Here is a 24456-nt window from a genome sequence, read left to right as displayed (position 1 = left end):
ATTTCCCCGGCGACAATGATTTTACATTTGCCGATCGCAGCGGAATGCGAGAGCTATAACAGGTTGAATTTATATTCAATGATTATTTCTGATGCGAGTGTGTGGGTTCGTCTGTAACGCCCATTTATCAGATGCGGCGTTTTGCCATTGCTTTTATAAGACCAGCCTGGGCCAGCCATCGCCGCTATACTTACACCGTTAAGCGGTTTCCATTGCGTAAAGAGATTAATTTCCCCGCTGCGGACATGATTTTGTCGATAGCTAAACTGTGCAATATTACCTGTTACTCCAATGGCCATATTGGGCGCCACATTATAGGCTGTGAGGTTCGACAACACTTTTTCTCTGTCGCGCATATAATCATCACCCGCGTAAGCCATTGAGGTAAAGGTTCCACGCGAATATTTACTGATATGACGCGGATAAAATCCCACCTTATTTTCTTTGCGGGCGTCGGTATAGCCGAATCCCCATTTACTTCGCCAGCGATCGTTTTTCCAGCTGATATCAAGCGCATAGTGGGCGGCATAGCTGTCGAAATCACGCTTATTGTCCGGCATTGACCGATAATTATTGCGTGCCTGAGTGATATAAATCTGTGTGCCGATGGTAAGGGGTTTAATCGGAGCGTACTCGGTGAGCAAGAGATGTCGGGCTAAATAGTGGGCGCTTTCGCCGTATCCATACTGCATGCGGAGCTTATCGCCTTCCCAGGCTAAAGCGCCGCTGGAGAGGTGATTAATCTCTTTGCCGGTATTGGTCTGAAAGCGCTTTTTATCCGGTGAATTTCTCGCCATCGCATTTTCGAAGTAGGCTCCGCGCAGCGTCAGTCCGTCATAAGCTGCCGAGCCGGTCCAGCCAAAATAGGTTGTGGGCGACAGCCGCGTCGAGGAAGTGATGACGCCAACGTTTTTTACCGCCTGCCATCCCCAGCGTGCATTGAGCTGCATCTGGTGCAGCTGGTATTTTACCTTCAGATTACGCTGTCCCCATTTAGCATAACCGTGAGCATTTTTTTTATGATTGCCGTTACCCTGGCTGTAGAGCACGCCACGAGAGTTAAAATAGTCGCTAGCGCCTAACTTAACGGCGCCATAATAGTCAGCGTCTACGCCGATAACATCTCCCAAAAAGCCCGACTGATAATTCACGGCAATGCCCTGACCCCAGGCATTATGCACCCGTTCGGGGTTTTCATTTTCTTCTTTAAGATACTTCCAGTAATTTTTTAGCGATAAGGTTATTTGCGACTGCGTAAAGAAAGGCGCAGTGAACTCAGCGCCAGTCGCACCACCTGCGGGGACGATATTTTCCTTTTCTTCGGCATGAAGCGCGCTGGATACAGAGAGCGCAATCAAAATAGCCGTGACAGATTGAATCTCCATTTTTGCTTCCCTGATGTTTGCTGCACTCACGTGGAATAAGCAGGCGCGTACTACGAAGTGCTGAGCATCTTTTTCCCTGCTTCGATATATCGCATTGTGCCGATTTCAGATACCTGAAATTTTCCGTCTCGACTAATAATCTTTATCACCGCGCCATTGGCGATGGGTTTATTTTTATCGGGATTGTCCGTCAGATCGGATATCATAATTTGCATGGCGGTGCCTGAGGAAACGACCAGCACGTTTTTATCCCCCGCTTTCTGAGCAGACTCAGCGATTGCGTTTAACGCAGACTGCGTGCGTTCTTTAATCTGAATATAGTTCTCTGCAAGTCCTTTGCTATCCGCTTTCGCAATGGCATTAACCGTTTCGCTAATCGGCAAGGCACCACTCTTCATTCCTGCATAAAGCGCTGCGCTATCTTTAAGCCCCAGTTCGCGTGCGGCAGCGGCGGCCATATTCTCATTGAAATCCCCTTCAAATCCGCCAAAAAACGCTTCTCGCAGGCCTGTCAATTCTCTCAGTTGATAATCAGAAACGCCCGCCTGCTGCAGGATAGCGGCTATCGTTTCCCTGTGCCGCCCTGCATCGCTGACGTAAAAGCGGTCGAACCGAATACCTTTCATTCCCTGTCCCACAAAACGGGCAATGCGAAGGCCTTCCTCCGTCAGCGGCGAATCTGCCCAGCCTTGTACACGGTCGAAGGTGTTAAAAAGCGTTTTGCCATGACGAACCAGGTAGATATTAACGCCTTCATCTGTCACTGTTTCGACTCTTGTTTTAGCAAAACATATTCCTGGGAGCGTTATTATTAACAAAATGGTTAACCACTTTTTCATATTCTCTCCTTTCCTTTGCGGTATGCAAAAAATCGTCGCAGTCGTAAGGCGAAATTACTTGTTCCTGTTATTTATGATAGAGGTTTCGCCTGTTTAAAAAAGTAACGGCCGAGAGAAAAGAATAACACTGGAGCAATTAAATCAAACGGCTTTTTAGTGCTCTGATTAGTATTTGTGATCCTGCACTCAGGAATGGGTTTTATATTTTTATATTACCCTTCATGTAAACGAAAGGTAAATTTCGCGACATGAGGCGCTTCGGTGCGTGCCTTTTTCTGTTACCGTTTTTTCGCAGCGCGTTTTCGATTGTGGTAATTGCCAGGTATTGGGTGTCATTGAATTGCCGTTTATTGAACGGCGTCACAGTTAATGCTGCCGTTTGATCTGGACTCTTATTTTCTGGGCTGTTAGTTTTTCACTGTTTCGGGGTTGTTACTTCCAACAGGCAAAACCTGAGAGGCTTATCGCAGCATGGCTGTAATAAGTCTTCTCAGGTTTTTTTTGCGCTTTATTAATCTTGAATCAATGCGGGTATTAATATGAAATATCAGGCACTCGCTCAGGACATACTCAGGCATGTCGGCGGCAAAGAGAATATTCACAGTCTGGTTCACTGCGCCACCCGACTGCGCTTTAAGCTCAACGACAACCAGCTGGCGGACGCTGAAAGTCTGAAGGCCAATCCAGAGGTCATTATGGTGGTCGAAAGCGGCGGCCAGTTTCAGGTGGTGATCGGCAGCCATGTGCAGGAAGTGTATGCAGCGCTCTGTCAGGAAGCGGGCCTGAACGACGTAAAGCGCGTCGTGCCAACGCAAAACAAAGAAAAGCAGACGCTGGCGGCGGCTTTTATCGATGTGGTGTCCGGCATATTCACGCCCTTTCTCGGCGTCATGGCCGCCTGCGGTATTCTGAAAGGCGCGCTTGCCCTCTGCCAGGCGGCAGGATGGCTAACGGAAAGCAGCGGAACCTGGCGGATATTATTCGCTGCGGCCGACGCGCTGTTTTACTTTTTGCCGCTGGTGCTCGGCTATACCGCCGGTAAAAAGTTCGGTGGCAACCCTTTTGTTACCCTGGTTATCGGCGGCGCGCTGGTTCATCCCACCATGCTGGCTGCTTTTCAGGCGGCGGCGACGGGAGAAACTGCGACCTTCTTCGGGGTGCCGATTGTGTTTATTAACTATGCCTCGTCGGTAATCCCCATCATCTGCTCCGCCTGGTTCTGCTGCTGGCTGGAGCGCCAGTGCGACAAGATCATGCCCTCGGCGGTGAAAAGCTTCTTTACGCCATTGATATGCCTGGCGGTGACCGTGCCTCTGACCTTCCTCGCGATCGGCCCGCTGGCGACCGCCCTTAGCCAGCTGCTGGCGGACGGCTTCCAGTTTGTTTACAAAGCCGCCCCCTGGCTGGCTGGCGGCCTGCTCGGCGCGGTGTGGCAGGTCTGCGTGATTTTTGGCGTGCACTGGGGACTGATCCCGCTAATGATGAACAACATGGCGGTGCTGGGGCACGATCCGATGCTGGTTATCTTGCTGCCCGCGGTGTTTGGTCAGGTCGGCGCCGCGCTTGGCGTGTTCCTGAAAACCCGCGACGCGCGACTGAAGGCGCTGGCTGGCTCGAGCGTAATCTCAGGGGTATTCGGCATTACCGAACCCGCCGTTTATGGCGTGACGCTCCCCAGCCGTCGCCCCTTCATTTTCGGCTGCGTCGGCGGCGCGCTTGGCGGCGCTATCGTTGCGCTGAGCCATAGCCAGGCCTACTCGTTCGGGCTGGCGAGCATTTTCACGCTGGCGCAGATCATTCCCGCAAGCGGCATCGATAGCTCCGTCTGGGGCGCCATCGTCGGCGCCGCCCTCTCCCTGATTCTTGCCTGCCTGCTAACGGTGATTGCAGGCTTACCACAGCCGCAGCGCGCCGACGCCGGTTAAGCGCTGCAATAAAAGGAGACGTCTATGAAGAGTGAGTTCCCGCAGGAGTTTCTATGGGGAGGCGCGCTGGCAGCTAATCAGGCTGAAGGCGCGTATCGAGAAGACGGCAAAGGATTATCGACTTCCGACATGCTCCCTCAGGGCATTTTTGGACCGGTGGTAGCGCGCCAGCCTGGCGACTTTAACATCAAAGATATCGCTATCGATTTTTATCATCGCTATCCCGAGGATATCTCGCTGTTCGCGGAAATGGGCTTTACCTGTCTGCGCGTCTCTATCGCCTGGGCGCGCCTGTTTCCGCAGGGCGATGAACAGCAACCAAACGAGGCGGGACTGGCCTGGTACGATAAGCTGTTTGACGAACTGGCGCGTCACCATATCCAGCCGCTGGTGACGCTGTCGCACTATGAGATGCCCTGGGGGCTGGTGCAGAACTATGGCGGCTGGGCTAATCGCCAGCTCATCACCTTCTTCGAACGCTACGCGCGCACCGTTTTTACGCGCTATCGCGACAAGGTCAAGCTGTGGCTGACCTTTAATGAGATCAATATGTCGCTGCACGCGCCGCTAACCGGCGTGGGTATACGGGGCGACGCGAGTCAGACGGAGATTTATCAGGCTATCCATCATCAACTGGTTGCCAGCGGCCTGGCGGTAAAAGCCTGTCATGAGCTTATCCCCGATGCACGCATCGGCAATATGCTGCTTGGTGGACTGCTCTATCCGCTGACCTGCAAGCCTGATGATGTGTTCGCCGCGCTGCAGGAGAATCGACGCTGGCTGTTCTTCGGCGACGTACAGTGCCGCGGCCGCTATCCAGGCTATATCAACCGCTATTTTCGCGAGCAGAATATTACGCTGCGCACCGAACCGACGGACGTCGAGGCGCTGAGCCATACGGTCGATTTCGTCTCGTTCAGCTATTACATGTCCGGCTGCGCCACTGCCGACGCCAGTCAGGCGGAAAAGCTACGCGGCAATATTCTCGATATGGTGCCTAATCCCTATCTCGACAGCTCGGAATGGGGCTGGCAGATTGATCCCGTCGGGCTGCGCACGCTGCTGAATATCTTGTGGGATCGCTATCAGAAGCCGCTGTTTATCGTTGAAAACGGCCTTGGCGCCCGGGAAAAGCCTGATGCAGACGGCCAGATCAACGACGACTACCGCATTCGTTACGTTAACGATCATCTGGTGCAGGTCTGGGAAGCGCTTAATGATGGCGTAGAGATCATGGGCTACACCTACTGGGGACCTGTCGATCTGGTCAGCGCCTCAAAAGCGGAGATGGAGAAACGCTATGGTTTTATCTATGTAGACCGTCATCAGGACGGCTCCGGCACGCTGAAACGCAGCCGGAAAAAGAGCTTTTACTGGTATCGCGACGTGATCAACAGCCGTGGCGCGACGCTGAGCCGCTAGCAAAAAAAGCCCTGCGCTGGCAGGGCTTTCACGATTAGCCTTTCCGACAGGAAGTCAGAATATCGTCATCCGCTTTATAGACGTTAGTCGCCGTGCCGGTCAGCCCCAGCATGGTGGAGAAGAGGTTGTCCTGCGAAAAGTTATCCTGCGCAGCCAGCTTATCAAGACAGCTTTTGTTCACCCCATAACGTTGCTGATAGTCCGGCGACAGCCAGATCAGCATCGGCACATGTTTCTGCACCTCCGGCGCGATGGCATAAGGCATCCCGTGTAAATAGGTGCCGTTCTCGCCCAACGATTCGCCATGATCGGAGAGATAGACCAGGCTGGTGGTAAATCTGTCCTGATGCGCCTGCAGCAGCTTAATCGCCTTATCGACGATAAAATCGACATACAGCAAGGTATTGTCATAGGTATTGACCAGCTGCTCTTGCGAACAGTCCTGAATCTGATTGGTGTCGCAGGTCGGCGTAAAGCGGCGGAACTGCGGAGGATAGCGATTGTAATACGTCGGGCCGTGGCTGCCGATGGTATGCAGCACGATTACGCCGTTACCCTGCAGCTGCTGAATATACGCCTCCAGCCCGTGAAACAGCACCTCGTCGTAGCATTCACCTTTTATGCACATGCCTGCCAGGTTCAGGCTGGACACATCCTGATGCGGCACGCGATCGCAGGCGCCTTTGCAACCGCCGTCGTTATCGTTCCACAACACCTTAACGCCGGCGCGCTGAATCACATCCAGCAGCCCTTCCTGATGCCCGGCGAGCGCGTCGTCATAGTGGACGCGCGGCATGCCGGAAAACATGCAGGGAACCGACACCGCCGTCGCCGTGCCGCAGGAGGCGGTATGCGGGAAATAAGTGACGTCATCTTTTTTCAGCAGCGGATTGGTTTCGCGATCGTAGCCGGAAAGAGAGAAATCCGCGGCGCGCGAGGTTTCGCCGACGATTAAAATGGTCAGATTCTTTTTGCCCGTTTGCATCGCCGGTTGCAGATGCGCGTCTTCGCCGATTTTCACCAGCGGCAGATTCAGATCCCGGTTGTGTTTATACCAGGAGATAGTGGCGGCAATGGAATTGGATGGGCTGAGCGACTTCACCAGCTCTTTCTGATTGCGAAACAGCGAGGCGTAATCTTTGTAGAACAGCGACGCCACCAGCAGAATGCAGATCACCGACGCCGCCACGCTGATAATGCGATAAACCGCGCTTTTCCAGAAGGGCCTGGTAGTGCGAACGCGCACCCAGAACGCCAAAGCCGCCATCACCACGCCGGAAAGCAGCAGCGTCGCCACCAGCTGCGGCGTCATCAGCGCCAGACTCTCTGACGGCGTGGTATCGAGGATATTCACCAGCATCGACCGATCAATAATCACCCCATAATTCCAGATGAAATACTGCGCGGCGGCGGAGACCAGAATAAACAGCGCGATCACCGCGCGATCGAGCCAGATAAAAGAGGCAAGGGTCACGACGATATTAATCACCGACATCGCCACCAGCGGCATCGAAAGAAACACCAGCCAGTTGCGCACGCTATCCAGCGGCATGGCGGCAATCACCTGGTGATAAAAGGCCAGGTTAAGAAACACCGCGATATAAACCGAAAAGAGCAGCAGAAAAGAGAGCCGATTTAGCGTCGGTCTTTTATTGAGCGGGAAAAACATGCTTACAGTCCATCTGTTAACAGGAGCGGGCAGCATGCCGTATTAACTTTAGGGAAACCTTAAGCCGCTTTAAACAGAGCACGCGTCATCATGCTGTCGGCGGCAAAGCGCGTTAAACTTGTTACCCGCCTTGCTTACGCCCACAGGAAAAGAGATGACCACGCTGCGCCTACTGCTTTCGGAATCCAACGATCCCTGGTTTAACCTCGCCGTAGAGGAGTGCATTTACCGCCAGATGCCCGCCACGCAGAAAGTGTTATTTCTCTGGCGCAACGCCGAAACCGTGGTCATTGGCCGGGCGCAAAATCCCTGGAAAGAGTGCAACACGCGGCGCATGGCGCAGGACGGCATTAAGCTGGCGCGACGCAGCAGCGGCGGCGGCGCGGTGTTTCACGACCTGGGCAACTGCTGCTTTACCTTTATGGCGGGCAAGCCGGAATATGACAAGAGCGTCTCAACCGGCATTATTTTGCAGGCGCTGAGCAGGCTAGGGATCGAGGCCGAGGCGTCGGGACGTAACGATATCGTGGTCAGACGCGGTGAAGAGATGCGCAAAATTTCCGGCTCTGCCTATCATGAAACCCCCGATCGCGGCTTCCATCATGGCACTTTTTTAATCAATGCCGATCTGTCGCGGCTGGCGGATTATCTCAACCCGGACATCAAAAAGCTGCAAACCAAAGGCATCACCTCGGTGCGTTCGCGCGTGGCGAACTTAACGGAAATCGCGCCAGCGATAAATTACGCCGCAATTTGTGACGCCGTCACTGAAGCCTTTTTTGACTACTATCAGGCGCGCTGCCAGCCGGAGCGCATTTCGCCGCAGGCGCTGCCCGACCTGCCTGGCTTCGCCGAACAGTTTGCGCGGCAGAGCAGCTGGGAGTGGAACTTCGGCCACTCGCCCGACTTCTCTCACCTGCTTGATACGCGCTTTGCCTGGGGCGGCGTGGAGATCCATTTCGACGTCGAGCGCGGCGTGATTAGCCGCTGTCAGATTTTTAGCGATAGCCTGAATCCTGCGCCGCTGGAGGCGCTGGCGACGCAGCTACAGGGCGTCGCCTATCGTCCCGATGCGCTGGCCGCCGCGGTGGCTCGCCTGCAAACGGCATATCCCACGCAGTATGAGGAGCTGGCGCAGCTGAAAAGCTGGCTCACCGCCAGCGTCAGCTAGCGCGCAAAGGGGCCGGGCGCCACCGATTCGCGCAGCGACAGACTGGCGGAGAACGCATGGGCGTCTTGCCACGAGCCGCCGTCGAGCATCGCCAGCAGGCGCGCAATCGCCTCCTGGATCATTTCAGTAACGGGGATTTTGACGCTGGAAAGCGCGGGCACGGTAAAAGGCGCCAGCGGAATATCGTCAAAGCCCAGCACCGACACCTGCGTCGGCACCGCGATCTGCGCTGTGGTCAGCGCGCGAATGGCGCCGATCGCCATCTCATCGTTGCTGGCTACCAGCGCGCTAAAAGCGCAGTTGCTGGCGAGCAACGCAGACGTAGCCTGCGCGCCGCTCTCCGCATGCCAGTTTCCCTGCGCGATAAGCGCCTCACGCAGCGGGATGCCGCTCTCTTCCAGCGCCGCTTTATAGCCGGCCAGGCGCTCAAGGCCGGTCGGGGAATCGAGCGAGCCGGTGATAAAGGCGATATCCCGATGGCCGAGATCGATAAGCGATTGTACCGCCATCGCGCTGATCCGCTTCTGATCGGCGTAGATGCAGAAGCTGTGGTGCTGGCGCAGACGTCGGTTCACCACCAGCACCGGCTGTTTGTGCTGCGCGATGATCTCGTCCATTTCGTCGATGGTAAGAAAGCGCGGATAGATGATGATGCCGTCGCAGCGCAGATCGAGCAGAAAGTCGATCGCCGCCCGCTCCTGCGCCGCGCTGTGTTTGCCGTCCGCCAGAATAAGCTGGCGGCCCTGCTGTTCCAGCATGCGCGCGGAGTGCGACATCAGCTCGGAAAAGTAGTTGCCGCTGTAGAGGGTGTTGGTTACCACCAGCCCGATGGTTTGAGTCGATTTCACCGACAGGTTGCGCGCCAGCAAGTTAGGGCGAAACTCTGTTTCTGCCACCGCCTGCATCACCTTTTCCCGCGTCTCCTGACTGACATAGCCATTGCCCGACAGCACTCTGGAAACCGTGGCTTTAGACACCCCCGCCCGTTTCGCGACCTCAAGTATGGTGGCCATAATTTTTCCCTTCTCCCTCAGTCAGCTGAGCAGTCTACTTAACCTCAGACGCCGCTCGACAAGCATCGACCCAGTAAGTGATGCTAGTCACAGTTTGAAAAATATCCGCTTTTGCCATCTTGTTATCAATTTTGCAACTGTTCATGATTTTGTGAAACCGGTTTCCTATAGCGCATCACCCTGCCTTAGCGAATCAGCGCGCAATCTGTCCCTACAACAGCAGGCCGCCGGTAAACACACTCTACTCATAACAACAGAGACGCAAAACTATGCCTAATCCCTACGCAGAAGTCTCTCGCGCCATCGTTCAGTCGCTGGGCGGCATGCAAAATATTGAGGCGGTCACCCATTGCATGACCCGCTTGCGGTTCGTGGTGAAAGATCGCGCCCTGATCGACAGCGCCGTGCTCAAAGCGCTGCCTGGCGTGATGGGGGTGGTCAATAACGACACCCAGTGCCAGGTCATTATCGGCAACAACGTTGGCAAGGCCTATCAGGCGATCCTTGAACTCGGTACCCCAGCCGCCTCAGGCGGCGCGCCGGTGAAACGTAAAATCACCCTGAGAAGCATCGGCGCCGGCATTCTCGATGCGCTGGTGGGCACCATGTCGCCGCTGATACCGGCCATTATCGGCGGCTCGATGGTGAAGCTGCTGGCGATGGTGCTCGAAATGAGCGGCGTACTGCCGAAAGGCTCCTCGACGCTGACGATTTTGACGGTGATTGGCGACGGCGCCTTTTTCTTCCTGCCGGTGATGGTGGCCGCGTCCGCCTCGCTGAAGTTTAAAACCAATATGTCGCTGGCGATCGCCATTGCAGGCGTGCTGCTGCATCCCGGCTTTATCGATCTGATGGCGAAAGCGGCGCAGGGCCAGGCGGTGGACTTCGCCTCAATTCCGGTGACGCCGGTGAAGTACACCTACACGGTGATCCCGGCGCTGGTAATGACCTGGATCCTGTCGCATATCGAACGCATCATCGACCGCATCACGCCGGCGGTGACGAAGAACTTCCTGAAGCCGATGCTGATCGTGCTGGTCGCCGCGCCGATCGCCATTCTGCTGATTGGCCCGCTCGGCATCTGGATCGGCAGCGGCATTTCCGCGCTGGTTTATACCGTTCACGGCTATCTCGGCTGGCTCTCGGTGGCGATTATGGGCGCAATCTGGCCGCTGCTGGTGATGACCGGCATGCATCGCGTCTTTACCCCGACCATTATTCAGACCATCGCAGAGAGCGGCAAAGAGGGCATGGTAATGCCGTCGGAGATCGGCGCCAATCTGTCGCTGGGCGGCTCCTCGCTGGCGGTCGCCTTTAAGACCAAAAACCGCGAGCTGCGCCAGACCGCCCTCGCCGCTGCCGCTTCCGCGATTGTCGCGGGCATCTCCGAACCGGCGCTCTATGGCGTGGCGGTGCGTCTGAAGCGTCCGCTGGTCGCCTGTCTGATCAGCGGCTTTGTCTGCGGCGCGGTTGCCGGGGTCGGCGGGCTCGCCAGCCACTCGATGGCGTCGCCGGGACTCTTTACCAGCGTGCAGTTTTTCGATCCCGCCAACCCGATGAGCATCGTCTGGGTGGTGGCGGTGATGGTGCTCTCCGTAGTGCTCTCTTTTATTTTGACGTTGATTTTAGGTTTTGAAGATATTCCGGAAAGCGTGCCCGAGGCCAGCGCCTCGCCTACGCCAACCGACGCGATTAAGCCCGTTAAGGCAGCAGTCCATCATTGAGGTAATTTATGTCGGAACTGACATTTCCAGCAGGTTTTTTATGGGGTGGCGCACTCGCCGCGAATCAGTCTGAAGGCGGCTATCGTGAAGGCGGGAAAGGCCTGACGACGGTGGATATGATCCCGCACGGCGCCGCGCGCATGCCGGTTAAGCTGGGGTTAGAAAAGCGCTTTGCGCTGCGCGAAGACGAATACTATCCGAGCCATGAGGCGATCGATTTTTATCACCGCTACAAAGAGGATATCGCACTGATGGCGGAGATGGGCTTTACGGTGTTCCGCACCTCTATCGCCTGGAGCCGCCTCTACCCGCGCGGCGATGAACGCGAGCCCAACCCGGAGGGTATCGCCTTTTATCGCAGCCTGTTCGAGGAGTGCCAAAAGTACGGTATCGAGCCTCTGGTCACGCTGTGTCATTTTGACGTGCCGATGCATCAGGTCATGGAGTATGGCTCGTGGCGCAACCGCAAAATGGTCGATTTCTTCGCCCGCTATGCGCGCACCTGCTTCGAGGCGTTCGACGGGCTGGTGAAATACTGGCTCACCTTCAATGAGATCAACATTCTGCTGCACAGCCCTTTTTCCGGCGCGGGACTGGCATTCGAAGCGGGTGAGAATCAGGATCAGGTGAAGTATCAGGCCGCGCACCATGAGCTGGTGGCCAGCGCGCTGGCGACCCGCATCGCCCACGAGGTCAACCCGGTCAACCAGGTCGGCTGTATGCTGGCGGGCGGCAACTTTTATCCCTGGTCCTGCAAGCCGGAAGATGTCTGGGCGGCACTGGAGAAGGATCGCGAGAATCTCTTCTTTATCGACGTGCAGGCCAGAGGCGCCTATCCATCCTATGCCGCCCGCTTGTTCCGCGAAAAAGGCGTCGCTATCGAGATGGCGAGCGACGACGTGGAGATTTTGAAAAACAGCGTCGACTTTGTGTCGTTCAGCTATTACGCGTCACGCTGCGCCTCGGCGGAGATGAACGAGCAGAACAGCAGCGCCGCCAACGTAGTGAAATCGCTGACCAATCCCTATATTAAACGCAGCGACTGGGGCTGGGGCATCGATCCGCTGGGTCTGCGCATCACCATGAACATGATGTACGACCGCTATCAGAAGCCGCTGTTTCTGGTAGAGAACGGGCTGGGCGCGCAGGATACGGTGGAGGCGGACGGCAGCATCAACGACGACTACCGCATCAGCTATCTGCGCGAGCATATTCAGGCAATGGCGCAGGCGATCGACGACGGCGTGCCGGTGATGGGCTATACCACCTGGGGCTGCATCGACCTGGTCGCCGCCTCGACCGGCGAGATGAGCAAGCGCTACGGCTTCGTCTATGTCGACCGGGATGATTTAGGACGCGGCACGCTGGCGCGCTCGCGGAAAAAATCGTTCTGGTGGTACAAAAAAGTGATCGCCAGTAACGGCCGCGATCTCAGCTAAGAGAAGAGGAATCAGGCAGCAAAATTCACGCGCGGCAGCTCAATTTTCTCAGCTTATGCCACACTTAACGCACCCGCCTTCTGTTAAGGATATCTGATGAATTTTCGCTGCCTTTTTCTCGGCCTGACTCTGGCGATATGGAGTCAGTCGCCACTGGCGATTCCGCTGCCCCAGCGCCCGCCCGACACCCTTCCGCCGGAACAGTACATCAGCCACGTTAACGCTAACAACACGATAACGTGGCAGTTATGGGCGCCTGCCGCTAAAGCGGTCGAGGTGGTGACCGGAGCCACGCCCGATCGTTACGTTTCCCATCCCATGAGCAAAAACGATCAGGGCATCTGGTCTTTTACCAGCGAACCTCTGCAGCCCAGCTTATATGAATACTTTTTCAACGTGGACGGCTTTCGCAGCGTCGACACGGGCAACGCGCTGGCGAAACCGCAGCGGCAGGTGAATACCAGCCTGATCCTCGTGCCGGGCAGCCTGCTGGACGATCGCGAGGTGCTGCACGGTGAGATCCACACCCTGAGCTGGCATTCGCCGTCGCTGAAGCGCGAACGACGCATCGCCGTCTGGGTGCCGCCCGGCACGCGCGCCGATTCGCCCCCGCTGCCGGTGCTTTACTACTATCACGGCTTTGGCGATACCGGCATGTCGGTGCTGACTCAGGGACGGGTGCCGCAGATTATGGACAACCTGCTCGCCGAGGGGAAAATCGTGCCGATGCTGGTGGTGATGCCGGATACCGAAACCGACGCCGAGGGCGCGATACCGGAAAGCTTCGCTCCCGCCGCGCGCCGCGAGGTTTTCTATCCGCGCAACGCGCAGGCAGCGGATAAAGAGCTGACAGAGGAGATTATGCCGCTGGTGGCCGCGCGCTATCCGGTGCGCAAAGATGCCGGCGGCCAGGCGCTGGCGGGCCTCTCTCAGGGCGGCTATCAGGCGCTGGTCAGCGGTATGCGTCATCTGGATAAATTCGCCTGGCTGGGGATTTTCAGCGGCGTGACCACCGAAACGGTGCCTGACTTTCGCGTGGCGGCGCAGCTGAAGAAGCCCGCAGCGATCAATCGCCAGCTTAAGCTGCTGACGCTGGTGAGCGGCGAAGAGGACATTATCACCGGACGCGATATGACCGGACTGAAGGCGCAGCTCGATCAGCGCGGCATTCGCAGCGACTGGCATAGCTACCCTAAACTGGGGCATGAAATGGATGTCTGGCGCCCGGCCTATATTGATTTCGTGCAGAAGCTGTTTAAGACGGAAAACTAAGGCAGCATTTTCACCAGGGTCAGCTGGTTTTCCTTTTCCCCCTGATGGTAGCTGACCCGGTCCACGCCTGAAAATATAAGCTGCATGCCGCGGCCGCCCTCGCTCAGGCTCTCCAGCGTCAGCGGCGCGTTGGGATCAATCACCGGCGGCTGGCGCTTCTCCTCCGGCACCGGCACGCCGCTGTCAAAGAGTTTCACCGTGACCGCGCGGCCGTCGTGGCTAAAATTGACCCTGTAACACGCCGTGGCGTCGTCATGATAGCCGTGACGAATAATATTGCTCGCCGCCTCGCATAAGGCCAGGTCAAGCGGATAGATCCAGCTCTCGTTCACCGGCAGCGAGGCCAGGAACTGACGCAGCGCGACGCCGAGCGTGGTCAGGCTGTTAATGGTCGCGGGCAGCTGTAGCTCTTTTTCCTGGGCGTGTTCAGACATAGGTCAGCCTCCTTCGTTGATCGCGGAAATCGCCTCGCTGCGGTCGGCACAGATGGTAAACACCCGGTCCATGCGCGTCAGCGCAAACATCGCTTTGATATTGGCGTTGAGCGCGCAAAGCACCAGCTGCCCCTTGCCGCTCAGCGACTTCAGCAGCGAGATCAGGGCGCCCAGACAGCTACTGTCGATAAAATCCACGCGCGAAAAGTCGAGGATCAGCGCGGTTTCGCCCTGCTGGATCACCGCCGCCACCGCCTCTTTAAAACGCAGCGCGACAGAGGCGTCGAGACGGCGCACCACCGGCGTGAAGAGTAAAGCCTTGTCGATCTTTTCAGTTTCAAATTTCATGGGTTTCTCCCGTTGAGCCCTGCTGCCGTTCAATCACCAGCAGGGAAATATCATCCGCCGCAGACGCAGCTTCGTCCGTAGCCTTGCCGCGCCACTGATTAAGCGACTGCTCTACCGCCGCCAGCAGCGCCTCGATCGAGTGGTCATGCAGCGAGGCCAGCAAGGCTTCCAGTCGCGCGGCGCCGAACATCTGCTGTTCCGCGTTTTCGCACTCGCTGATGCCGTCGCTGTAGAGGCAGAGTCGTTCGCCCGGCGCGAGGTGAAAGGCGTACTCGTCCCAGTCGAGGTGCTCAAGCAGCCCGACCGGCGGGCCGCCCTCGCCGATTTCGCGCACCGCGCCGCTGTCGCTGACGATAAACGGCGTGGGATGGCCAGCCTGACAGAGCCGCCCTTCGCCGCTATGACGATCGATCACCCCGTACACCAGAGTGAAATAGCTGGTGACCTCGGGATGCTGCGCGCAAAAGCGCTCGTTCAAGATGCGCACTACCTGCGACGGCGGCGTAACGGCCTCGCCGTCGAACAGAAAGGGATCGACCGTGCGCCCGTGCAAAAACTGGCGCGCCACCGCCACCGACATCATCGCCGCCGTTACGCCGTGTCCGGCGACATCGACGCAGTAAAAACCTACGGCTTTGCCATCGAGAGGAAAGAGATGAAAGAGATCGCCGGACACCCAGGCGGAGGGCATAAACAGCCAGTCGGCGAAATAGTCGCCCTGGCGCAGATGGTGCGGCGGCAGAATACTGCGCTGCAGCGTGGCCGCCGCCTGCAAATCCTGCTGGATCTGCGTCAGCGCCTCGCTGAGTCGGCGATTTCTGCTGGCCAGCGTCCCCTCCAGCTGCAGAATGCGCTCGCCCGCGTGCAGCCTCGCCTGCAGCTCGACCTGGTTGACCGGCTTGCGTAAAAAGTCGTCCGCGCCCGCGGCGAAACCGACGCGCAGATCTTCTACGCTGTCGCGCGCGGTGAGCACGATAATGTAGATATAACGATCCTGCAGCTGCTGGCGGATCTCGCGGCACAGCGTCAGGCCATCCATCACCGGCATTTCCCAGTCGCTAATCACCAGGCTGACCGCTTCATGCGCCAGCAGCGTCAGCGCCTGCTCGCCGTTCTCCGCTTCGAAAACCTGATAGCCCCACTGCCGCAGCAGGCCAGCCAGCAGTCGCCGGTAGAGCAGCGCGTCGTCGACGATAAGCACGGATTGAGGCGGTAGCGCGTCCATAAAAAACCTCAGAAAGGAAGAAACCAGATAAGCGAGATCGTGCCCTCGCGAAATTTCGCGTTGGCGCTGCTGCGGCCGGGAAAGCGCGTGCCGCTGTAGTTGCTGTACTGGAGCGAAAATGAGCCGGGCGTATAGCCGGCATAGCCGAAGCTGTAGCTGTAGTCGCCGTTCCACGGCTGCTGCTGTTCAGAGTGCGGAAACCAGAAGGCGGTGGCGCGAATAAAGAAGTGCTGCTTAAAGGTGTAGCCGCAGCCGCCCAGCCCGACCTCTTTATTGGAGCGCAGATCGTTATCTGCCAGCGAATAGTAGCGCGGCACCCAGCTGACGCCGACCTGGCAGGTGAGCGCGTCCCCTTTATTGATGAGCAGATGCTTCTCCAGCGACTTCGGCAGCGAAAATTTATAGGCGAAGGTAAAGGCGCCCTGTTCAAAGTAGGTGCGGCGCGCGTTGCCCGAGGGAAACAGGTGGTTATCGCCATAGTTGCTATAGACCAGGCTGAAGGTATTGGGATGCCAGTCGTCATAGCCGAAGCTGTAGCGAAAATCGGTGGTGTATTTATCGAAATCGGTAATGGGGGCGCGCAGCGTGACGTTAGCGAACCAGAAGCTGTAGGGAGAATATTGCAGGCTGAGGTTCACCAGCTGATTGATCTTCTTTTTTTGCTGCGCTGATTGCTCGCCGTTAGGGATAGTGATCCACTGCTCTTTCAGCCCGCTTGAGAAGCTGAGCGCGCTGGAAAACTTATCTTTATTGCCGGAAAAGAGGCGACCCCAGCGGCTGGTGAAGACCCCCGCCTGAATCGGCTCTTCATGCGCCGAAACCGTTTCGTTGTCGGTTGCAACGGCGCAAGCGGGCGCCGCCGCGCCCGCGGCGAACGCGATAGTCAGCCATCCTGCTCCTCTGGCCGAAAGCCACGGGTAAACCATGCCGCACTCCTCGCTTAATTAGGGATAAAACGCCCGCCAATCTCTTTTTTCGCCATCCACCACAGCAGCCCAAGCGCGGCAAGATGAATCAGCGTGTTGCGTATCCACGCCTGGTGCCAGAGGTCGAAATCCACGAACTGACTGACCGCCATCACCACGAAAACGTGCAGGATAAAGGTATAGAGCGAGTGCTGTCCGAGCGGGATAAGAAACCAGCCGAGGGCGCGCTCGAGGGGGCGCCAGCAGAAGGTCAGCACCAGATAAACCAGCAGCATCAGGCTGAAATCGTTCAGCACGCGACAGGGACCAAGGGCGTTTTTGCTGGCGAGGTGGTAGTAAAACCAGTTGAAATCGGCGGGCGGAATAACGTGCAGCAGCAGGAATGAAGGCATAAAGGGGTTGGTATGGTTCTGCGCGACGAACATCATGACAAGCGCATAAATCACCATAATGCCCATCACGATATAGCCGCCCGGGGTGCGGGCCAGCGACATCAGTTCATCTTTGTACCAGCCGCAGCACATGCCCAACACATAGATAAACTGCCAGGCGAGCAGCGGAAAGGCGAACTCGAACTCCGCCACCGTCAGGCGCGTCGGCCAGAGATGATAGCTGACGTAGCCCGCCAGCGACGCCAGCAGCAGCCACCCTGCGCGTCGTCCCTTCAGCAGCGCCAGAAACAGCGGACTGAGCAGCAGCAGGCAGATATAGAGGCCAAGTATCTGCGTCTGATGCGGCCCGATTTGCAGGTAGAGGATGATATTAAACCAGGTCTCTTTGATTTGCGGCGTAGTGGGAAACAGCGACCAGACGGTGCCGGAGTAGCGGTCGACGAAGTGGGTGACTTCAAAGGTATTGACGTAAGGAATGCGCGACAGCAGCAGCATCAGGCCGATGATAGTCAGGTTGACCAGATAGATTTTCCCGGCCCGCCGCCACAGGGTCCAGCTTACCGTCAGCAGCACCTCTTTTTGCAGCCGCTGGCGGTTGAGCATGCCCAGCATAAAGCCTGACAAAATAACGAAGCCTTCGGCGCCGGTGGTGAGGCCGAACCGCTCCCAGGTAAAAATATTCACCAGCGACAGCAGCTCGGTGTGCGCCACCACCATCATCACCAGCGCGATGCCGCGCAGCATATCGACGCGCAGATCGCGCTTGCCAGGTACCGCATAGCGCCACGCGCGCCAGTCAAGGCTTACCGTTTTAGGCTCAACCGCCACATCCGCCATAAATGATTACCGTAAATGATGTAAGGATGTTTTTTAGTTAAATGAAATAGATCGTTACTCTGTAAGGAGAAGTTTAGCGCTGTTGCTGTTTAAGTCACGCTGAAATGAAAAAATTCTTAATCACCTTGTAAATACCTGTAATTTAATACTATATAAATTGTCAGAGAGCGCATTCCGATTGGTTAGTTAATCTTTAAGCACAGTCGCTCCGCTAAAAACATAAAAAGACCTTAATTATCACCATTTATCAAGCTAATGAATTGACTCTTGCCACCAGGTGAAAAGATAACCAACAGACGCTTCCGCCATTAAAACGAGACGCCATGGATTATTACTTTTCACGCTTTGAACATCGACGTCCGCCCGCCCCGCTCCATACGCCGCTGTGGGTAATGCGGCTCTGGCAGGTGCTGGCCGTAGCCGGCCTGATTCTGGGGGCGAATTACGTCCGCTGGCGCTGGATGGAGTCGCTCAATATGGATGCGCTCTGGTACGCCATTCCGCTGGCGCTGGCGGAAACGCTCGCCTGGGTCGGCACGCTGCTGTTCACCATCAATATCTGGCAGGTCAAGGATCCCGCCTGTCCGCCGCCGCCCGACGAGATTAACCAGTGTCTGCTGGAGCAGGACCGCGCCGACCCGCGCCCGCCGAAGGTCGATCTCTTTATCGCCACCTACTCCGAGGATCCCGAGCTGGTGCGTCTCTCTATTCGGGATGCGCTTAAGCTGACCTATCCCGCACCGCTCGATCTCGCCATCCACGTGCTGGACGACGGTCGGCGGCCTGAGATGCGCGCGGTGTGCGAACAGGAAGGGGTGAATTACATCACGCGTGAAAATAATATCGGCTTTAAGGCGGGCAACATCCGTAACGGCATGGAGCAGACCGACGGCGACTTTCTGGTGATTTGCGACGCGGACACTCGCGTCTTCCCTACGCTGCTGGCTAATACGCTGGGCTATTTTCGCGATCCCGACGTCGCCTGGGTGCAGACGCCACAGTGGTTTTACGATCTGCCGGAGGGCGAACGTTTTGCCGACTGGCTGCGCCGCCGCGCTGGCCTGCCGGGCTATCTGTTAGGCCGCGCCGCAGAGGGGCTGTTCGGGCGGCTGACGGTCGGCAGCGATCCCTTTTTCAACGACCCGCGCATGTTCTACGACGTGATCCTGCGCCGCCGCAACTGGGCGAACGCCGCGTTTTGCTGCGGCGCGGCGTCGGTGCATCGCCGCGAGGCGGTGATGCAGGCGGCCTTGCGCAGCTACGTATTCAGCGTTGAAGAGGAGATTTCGCGGCATACCCGCGACATTCGCGACGACGAGATGCGCGCCACGCTGAGTCTGGCGATGCGCCCGCATGTGATCGCCGATACCGAGCTGACGCCCTACAAATTTCACGTATCGGAAGATATCTACACCTCTATCGTGCTGCACGGCGACAGCGGGCGGCGCTGGCGTTCGGTCATGCATCCTGGTATCGAGTCGAAAATGCTGTCGCCGCAGGACCTGCTCACCTGGATGATCCAGCGCTTTAAATATGCGGCGGGTTCGCTGGATATTCTGTTCCACGACAAGATTTTCAGCCGTCGCCGCTTTAAGCTCAGCCTGGGCCAGACGTTAATGTACGGCACCACCTTCTGGTCCTATCTCGCCTGTATCTGGAACACCGTGTTTCTGATCTCGCCGCTGATCTATCTCTTTACCGGCATTCCGCCCGTGTCGGCCTACTCGACGCCCTTTTACCTGCACTTTCTGCCTTTTTTCATCGTGTCGGAACTGGCGTTTATGTTCGGCACCTGGGGCATATCCGCCTGGGACGGCCGCTCATCCTATCTCGCCTTTTTCTCCGTCAATCTGCGCGCCCTGAGCACCGTGCTGCGCGGCGAGAAGGTGAAGTTTCACGTCACGCCCAAAGAGCGGCAGTCGGGGCGTTTTCTCTATCTGGTGAAGCCGCAGCTGGCGATCGTGGCGCTGACGCTGCTTGGCCTGATCTGGGGCGGCATTCAGGTGGCGCGCGGCAACGTCGACGACCCGTCAGGCTACGTGATTAATATCTTCTGGGGCGCGGTCAATATCGCCGCCATGATGCCTATGATTATGGCGGCGATGTGGACGCCGCCTGCTACGCAGGAGGCGGAAGCGGAATGAGCCTGAAATCGGGCATTTACAGCGCGCGCAGCTATCTCACGATCCTGATCGGCTTTTTAATCGGCTTCGCCATCGTACTGTGGGTCGAGCGGCAGATGCCGACGCGCGTCGAAACCACAGACGGCATCGTGCTGAGCAAGTCGTTCCCGCCCTTGCCTGAGCAGCGCGAACTGACCTTCGATGAGGCGGTCTGGGCGCGTATCGCCTGGCAATATTTCGTCAATAACACCCAGACCAACGGGCTGGTGAACGCCGAGGCGGACAAGCCCTGGCTCAGCCTGTGGAGCACCGGCAGCTACCTGCTCGCGGCTATCGCGGCGAAACAGCTCGCCATCATTCCCGATGCGGAGTTCGACGATCGCATCGGTTCGGCGCTGGAGGCGCTGGGCGCGCTGCCGCTGAAGCCAGATGGTTTGCCCGCCGCCTTTTACCACGCCGACACGCTGGAGGCGCTGCCGTCGGCAGACGAGAATGCCGGTTCGGCCATCGATATGGGCCGCCTGCTGATGCCGCTGCAGATCCTGCTGTGGCGCTATCCGCAGCATGCGGCGGCGGTTAATCAGCTGCTGTCGCGCTGGCAGCTCGCGGGACTGCTGCAGAGCAGCGGGCCGCAGGGCGCCAGTTTGCCGGTCAACCGTTGGGTCATCCGCACCGACGATCCGCGCGGCAGCTACGGCTATCGCCTTTATGCAGGCAGCGTGCTGCGACTGATTAACGCCTCCGCCGGTCTGGCGGTCAGCCAGCCGCCGGACGGCCTGAAGCTGGTGGAGATCGACGGCCACGCGGTGCCTGACGAGGGCCTGCGCACGCCCTGGGGCAAGCAGCCGTCCCTGATCAGCATGCCCTATCTGCTGACCGGGCTGGAACAGGGTTTCGACGCGCGCAGCGGCGAAATCACCTGGCGCATTATGCAGATTGTCCAGAACCGCACCGGCACCCCGTCCGACGCGGGCGAGATCAACAGCGACTACGCCGAGCAGGCGCCCGATTTCGTCGGCGCGCTGCCGGGCAGCCAGCCGCTGCCCATCCAGAACATCAACGACAGCGCCAGCGAAACGCTCGCCAGCCGCGCCCTTACCTCAACCCGTTCCGCCTTCGCCTGGTATGCGCTGTTCCGCAACCGCTGGAGCGAGGCGCTGCGCAAAGGGATGCTACCGATGATTGAACCCGGCAAGGGCTGGAAAGCGGGCTTCAACGCCGACGGCTCGGTCAACGCCGCTATCGATGCGGATACCAACGCGATGGTGCTGGAGAGCCTCTCCTATATCGCCCACGGCCAGCTTCTTTGCCTGGGTTGTCTCGCCGCCCCTTTACCCGCTAAGCAGCCGCAGCAACAAGGAGTAACAACGAAATGAGATCTTTATGGCTTCGCCGTTCCGGCCTCGCTGCCCTGCTGGCTGCGCTGATGCTGCTGGCGCCTGCGATTCAGGCGGCGGTTAGCCTGCCTGCGTCCGATTACAAGGTGCGTCACGGCGAACTGACCGAACGCGAAATGGCGGTGGCGAAAAACGCCTGGGCCTATTTTGTGGCCAACACGCAGCCCACCACCGGCCTGGTGAACGCGGTTAACAAATATCCCTCCACTACCATGTGGGACAGTGCCTCTTATCTGGCGGCGCTGACGGCGGCGCGCGAGCTTGGCATTATCGATAAAGCGGAGTTCGACCGGCGCCTGCTGCAGTTTATGGCGACGCTGAACAAACTGGTGCTGTTCCAGAACCAGGTGCCCAACAAGGCGTACAACACCATTACCGGCCAGAAAGTGGACTACCTGAACAAACCCGGCGAGATTGGCTTCTCCGCCATTGATATCGGCCGCATGCTGCTCTGGCTGAAAATTATCAAAGAGCGCTATCCGGAGCACGGCAACAGCATCGACAACGTGGTGCTTGGCTGGGATTTCACCCACGTGGTGGATGACTGCGGCACGCTTTACGGCGCCTATCTTGACGGCAAAAAACAGCCGCAGTACGTGCAGGAGGGCCGACTCGGCTATGAGGAGTACGCCGCATCGGGCTACCAGCTGTGGGGCTTTACCACCTGCCAGGCAAGCCGGCCCGAGCCTTACGCGCTGGCGGATATCTACTGCGTACTGGTGCCCTACGACACGCGCGATCCGCGCATGACCAACCAGCATAACTACGTGGTGACCGAATCTTATCTGCTGCACGGCCTTGAGATGGGCTGGGACAACGCCGACGATCGCGATAACGATGCGCGCGACTTTAGCCATCCGTGGATGAAAAACTTCGCCGACCGCGTCTATCAGGCGCAGGAAAACCGCTACATGATCACCGGGACACTCACGGCGCGCTCGGAGCACCAGCTCGATAAATCTCCCTACTTCGTTTACGACACGGTATTTAGCGACGGCTACAACTGGAACACCATTACCGACAAAGGCCAGTACGTGCCCAACGTCGCGGCGGTTTCGCTTAAGGCCGCGCTCGGCATGTGGGTGCTGTGGGATTCGCCCTATACCGACCGCCTGTTCGACAGCATAGAAAATGCCGACGAACAAGGTAAGGGCTATTACGAAGGTCTGTATGAAAACGGCGACGGGCCGATTAAAGAGTTCACCGCCAATAACAACGGCATCATGATGGAGGCGCTGCTGTTCAAGAAAGAAGGCAAGCTGCTGCGCTTTAACAGCAACGATCCGCGTAAGGCCAGCTATGCGCCCTCTATGTGGGAGAAACGGCTGGTCGATATCTTCGAACCCAACAACACGCCGCGTAATCGCCCGTTCCTTAACGTCACGCCAGGCATAAAAAACTGGTGCGAGCAGAGCGGCACCGCCGTGCGCAGCGCCCCGTCGTGTCAGGCCTGCAAATGCGCGCGCTGTGACAGTCAGGCGCCCGTTAAGTTACCGCCGGTGGCGACGACATGCCTAAAACAGTAATTCGTCTCCTTCTCGCGCTGCTGCTGGCGATCGCGCTGGTTACTGGCCTGCTCACCTGGAATCAGGGGACAGGCTGGCGCTGGCTGGTCAACGGCGGCTGGCACACCACCGCGCGGCTGGGCGCGCTCAACGAGCAGGAGCGCCGCTGGGCAACCATCGCCTGGCGCTACTTCGAGAACAACGCGCAGCCGCAAACCGGGCTGGTGAACGGCAGCGATAAGCGGCCGGTAGTCAGCCTGTGGCAGATGGGCGATACCCTGATCGCCCTCACGGCGGCGCGCCAGCTCGATCTGATCGATGACGAAGCGTTCGATCGCCGCCTGACGCTGATTCTTGGCACCCTGAACCGGCTGCCGCTTACCTCGGCGAACGTGCCGAATCTGCTCTACAGCGCCACCAGCGTAGCAATGGTGGGCTACGGCAATACGCCGCAGGTCATCGGCTGGTCGGCGAAAGATATGGCGCGGCTGATGATGGCGCTGCGTATCGTGGCGGCGTTTCATCCCCAGTACAGCGAATATCTGGAGCGCGTGATTTTACGCTGGGACTTCTGCCGCGTGGTGGATGATAAAGGACAGCTTTATGCCGGGCAGATGCGCGATAACAGGCTGACGCCGCACGCGGAAGGCCGACTTGGCGACAGCGAATACAGCGCGGCAGGCTTCGGTCTCTGGGGCTTCGCCAACGACCAGTCGCTGCGCCCGCCGTCGCAGCATGTGATTATCGACGGGCTGGCGCTCGATATCGACGCGCGCGATCCGCGCACCACCTGGACACCCGCCGCGATTACCACCACGCCTTATGTGCTGAGCGGCATGGAGTATGCCTGGACGCTGCCCGGCGCCGATCGCGATATCGTGACGCTGCAGCGCCAGCGCGCCAGCAATGTCTATCGCGTGCAGGAGATGCGCTGGCAGCAGAAAAATATCCTGACCGCCCGCAGCGATTTCAATATCTCCGCGCCGCCCTGGCACGTTAACGACACCATTTTCGCCAACGGCTACGCCTGGAACACGCTGGCTGACGACGGCAAATGGGTGCCGCGTCTGGCGCAGGTGTCGACCCGCGCCGTTTTCGGGCTCTGGGCGCTGTGGCAAACGCCCTTTACCGACGCGCTGATGGCGATGACCCAGCGGCAGAACGATCCGCAGCGCGGCTGGTTCGAAGGCCGCGTCGAGGCGACCGGCGACTACAACCGCGCCATTACGCTCACCACCAACGCCATGGTGCTGGAGGCGCTGCTGTTTAAAGCCAATATGGGCGCGCTACTGCGCGACAGCGAACCTGGCGAGCAGAGCTATTTTCGTCGGCAGCTGGAGGATCCCTTCACCACGCCGAACCGCTGTTTTCCTGTTAACTACGCCGCCCAGCGCGGCAACGCCAGTTAAG

The 24456-nt window shown here is 57.9% G+C and carries 18 protein-coding genes and 1 pseudogene; 10 read left to right on the top strand and 9 right to left on the bottom strand.

The features are described 5' to 3' along the window. Positions 1–53 precede the first annotated feature (53 nt). A complete protein-coding gene (locus B3229_RS01455) occupies positions 54–1385 on the bottom strand; it encodes an OprD family outer membrane porin (protein WP_286867950.1) in 1332 nt (443 codons plus the stop codon). Between the two features lie 50 nt (positions 1386–1435). Next, the gene (locus B3229_RS01450; RefSeq protein ID WP_286867948.1) at positions 1436–2224 is read right to left on the bottom strand and encodes a histidine phosphatase family protein; all 789 of its coding nucleotides are present in this window, start codon (positions 2222–2224) and stop codon (positions 1436–1438) included. Between the two features lie 539 nt (positions 2225–2763). Here B3229_RS01450 and B3229_RS01445 point away from each other — a divergent pair. Together B3229_RS01445 and ascB are read left to right on the top strand one after the other, a co-directional pair. Next, positions 2764–4143 (top strand): annotated as a pseudogene (locus B3229_RS01445) (PTS transporter subunit EIIC); the annotation flags it as partial. A 30-nt stretch (positions 4144–4173) separates the two neighbouring features. Beyond that, positions 4174–5571: a 6-phospho-beta-glucosidase gene (ascB, locus tag B3229_RS01440; RefSeq protein WP_286867946.1), complete on the top strand. Its 1398-nt coding sequence runs from the start codon at positions 4174–4176 to the stop codon at positions 5569–5571. A gap of 34 nt (positions 5572–5605) precedes the next feature. Here the strand turns inward: ascB and eptA are convergent, their stop codons facing one another. Then, complete coding sequence (gene eptA, locus B3229_RS01435) at positions 5606–7240, bottom strand: phosphoethanolamine transferase EptA (RefSeq protein WP_277268609.1); 1635 nt, start codon at positions 7238–7240, stop codon at positions 5606–5608. A gap of 154 nt (positions 7241–7394) precedes the next feature. On the opposite strand from eptA, the gene B3229_RS01430 reads away from it, so the two are divergent. Beyond that, positions 7395–8411 (top strand): lipoate--protein ligase A, encoded by a 1017-nt coding sequence (locus tag B3229_RS01430; RefSeq protein ID WP_286867943.1) that lies wholly within the window; start codon positions 7395–7397, stop codon positions 8409–8411. Here the strand turns inward: B3229_RS01430 and B3229_RS01425 are convergent. After that, a complete protein-coding gene (locus tag B3229_RS01425; RefSeq protein ID WP_286867941.1) occupies positions 8408–9424 on the bottom strand; it encodes a LacI family DNA-binding transcriptional regulator in 1017 nt (338 codons plus the stop codon). The genes B3229_RS01430 and B3229_RS01425 overlap by 4 nt on opposite strands. A gap of 269 nt (positions 9425–9693) precedes the next feature. Here B3229_RS01425 and ascF point away from each other — a divergent pair, with 269 nt between their 5' ends. The 3 genes from ascF (at position 9694) to B3229_RS01410 (ending at position 13859) form a co-directional block, all read left to right on the top strand. After that, a complete protein-coding gene (ascF, locus tag B3229_RS01420; protein ID WP_286867939.1) occupies positions 9694–11148 on the top strand; it encodes a PTS cellobiose/arbutin/salicin transporter subunit IIBC in 1455 nt (484 codons plus the stop codon). An 8-nt stretch (positions 11149–11156) separates the two neighbouring features. After that, positions 11157–12587 (top strand): 6-phospho-beta-glucosidase, encoded by a 1431-nt coding sequence (locus tag B3229_RS01415; protein WP_286867937.1) that lies wholly within the window; start codon positions 11157–11159, stop codon positions 12585–12587. A gap of 96 nt (positions 12588–12683) precedes the next feature. Continuing rightward, entirely contained in the window at positions 12684–13859 is a 1176-nt protein-coding gene (locus tag B3229_RS01410) for an esterase (protein WP_286867935.1), read from the top strand. Here the strand turns inward: B3229_RS01410 and B3229_RS01405 are convergent. The 5 genes from B3229_RS01405 to opgC are packed head-to-tail and all read right to left on the bottom strand — an operon-like array spanning position 13856 to position 18021. Next, complete coding sequence (locus tag B3229_RS01405; protein ID WP_286867933.1) at positions 13856–14293, bottom strand: ATP-binding protein; 438 nt, start codon at positions 14291–14293, stop codon at positions 13856–13858. The two genes, B3229_RS01410 and B3229_RS01405, sit on opposite strands and share 4 nt — an antisense overlap. 3 nt (positions 14294–14296) lie before the next feature. Continuing rightward, positions 14297–14641, bottom strand: a complete 345-nt coding sequence (locus B3229_RS01400; RefSeq protein ID WP_286867932.1) for an STAS domain-containing protein — start codon at positions 14639–14641, stop codon at positions 14297–14299. Continuing rightward, on the bottom strand, positions 14631–15866 hold the full coding sequence (locus B3229_RS01395) for a PP2C family protein-serine/threonine phosphatase (RefSeq protein WP_048782632.1): 1236 nt from the start codon (positions 15864–15866) through the stop codon (positions 14631–14633). Before B3229_RS01395 ends, B3229_RS01400 begins: the two co-directional genes overlap by 11 nt. Positions 15867–15874: 8 nt before the next feature. Beyond that, positions 15875–16792, bottom strand: coding sequence for a hypothetical protein (locus B3229_RS01390; RefSeq protein WP_286867930.1), 918 nt, complete (start codon positions 16790–16792; stop codon positions 15875–15877). Between the two features lie 14 nt (positions 16793–16806). Next, positions 16807–18021: an OpgC domain-containing protein gene (gene opgC, locus B3229_RS01385; protein ID WP_033748759.1), complete on the bottom strand. Its 1215-nt coding sequence runs from the start codon at positions 18019–18021 to the stop codon at positions 16807–16809. 323 nt (positions 18022–18344) lie between these two features. On the opposite strand from opgC, the gene B3229_RS01380 reads away from it, so the two are divergent. The 4 genes from B3229_RS01380 to B3229_RS01365 are packed head-to-tail and all read left to right on the top strand — an operon-like array spanning position 18345 to position 24455. After that, positions 18345–20165, top strand: coding sequence for a glycosyltransferase (locus B3229_RS01380; protein WP_286867928.1), 1821 nt, complete (start codon positions 18345–18347; stop codon positions 20163–20165). After that, complete coding sequence (locus B3229_RS01375) at positions 20162–21520, top strand: DUF3131 domain-containing protein (protein WP_048782636.1); 1359 nt, start codon at positions 20162–20164, stop codon at positions 21518–21520. The genes B3229_RS01380 and B3229_RS01375 overlap by 4 nt, the downstream gene beginning before the upstream one ends. A 50-nt stretch (positions 21521–21570) precedes the next feature. Next, positions 21571–23067, top strand: coding sequence for a DUF3131 domain-containing protein (locus B3229_RS01370; RefSeq protein WP_048782776.1), 1497 nt, complete (start codon positions 21571–21573; stop codon positions 23065–23067). Next, entirely contained in the window at positions 23052–24455 is a 1404-nt protein-coding gene (locus tag B3229_RS01365; protein ID WP_286867927.1) for a DUF3131 domain-containing protein, read from the top strand. The genes B3229_RS01370 and B3229_RS01365 overlap by 16 nt, the downstream gene beginning before the upstream one ends. Position 24456: the final 1 nt, after the last annotated feature.

Source organism: Pantoea sp. UBA5035 (assembly GCF_002415245.1).
Lineage (GTDB): Bacteria > Pseudomonadota > Gammaproteobacteria > Enterobacterales > Enterobacteriaceae > Pantoea > Pantoea septica.
The sequence above is the reverse complement of the archived record's forward strand: the minus strand, read 5'-3'. Positions and strand labels throughout refer to the sequence as shown.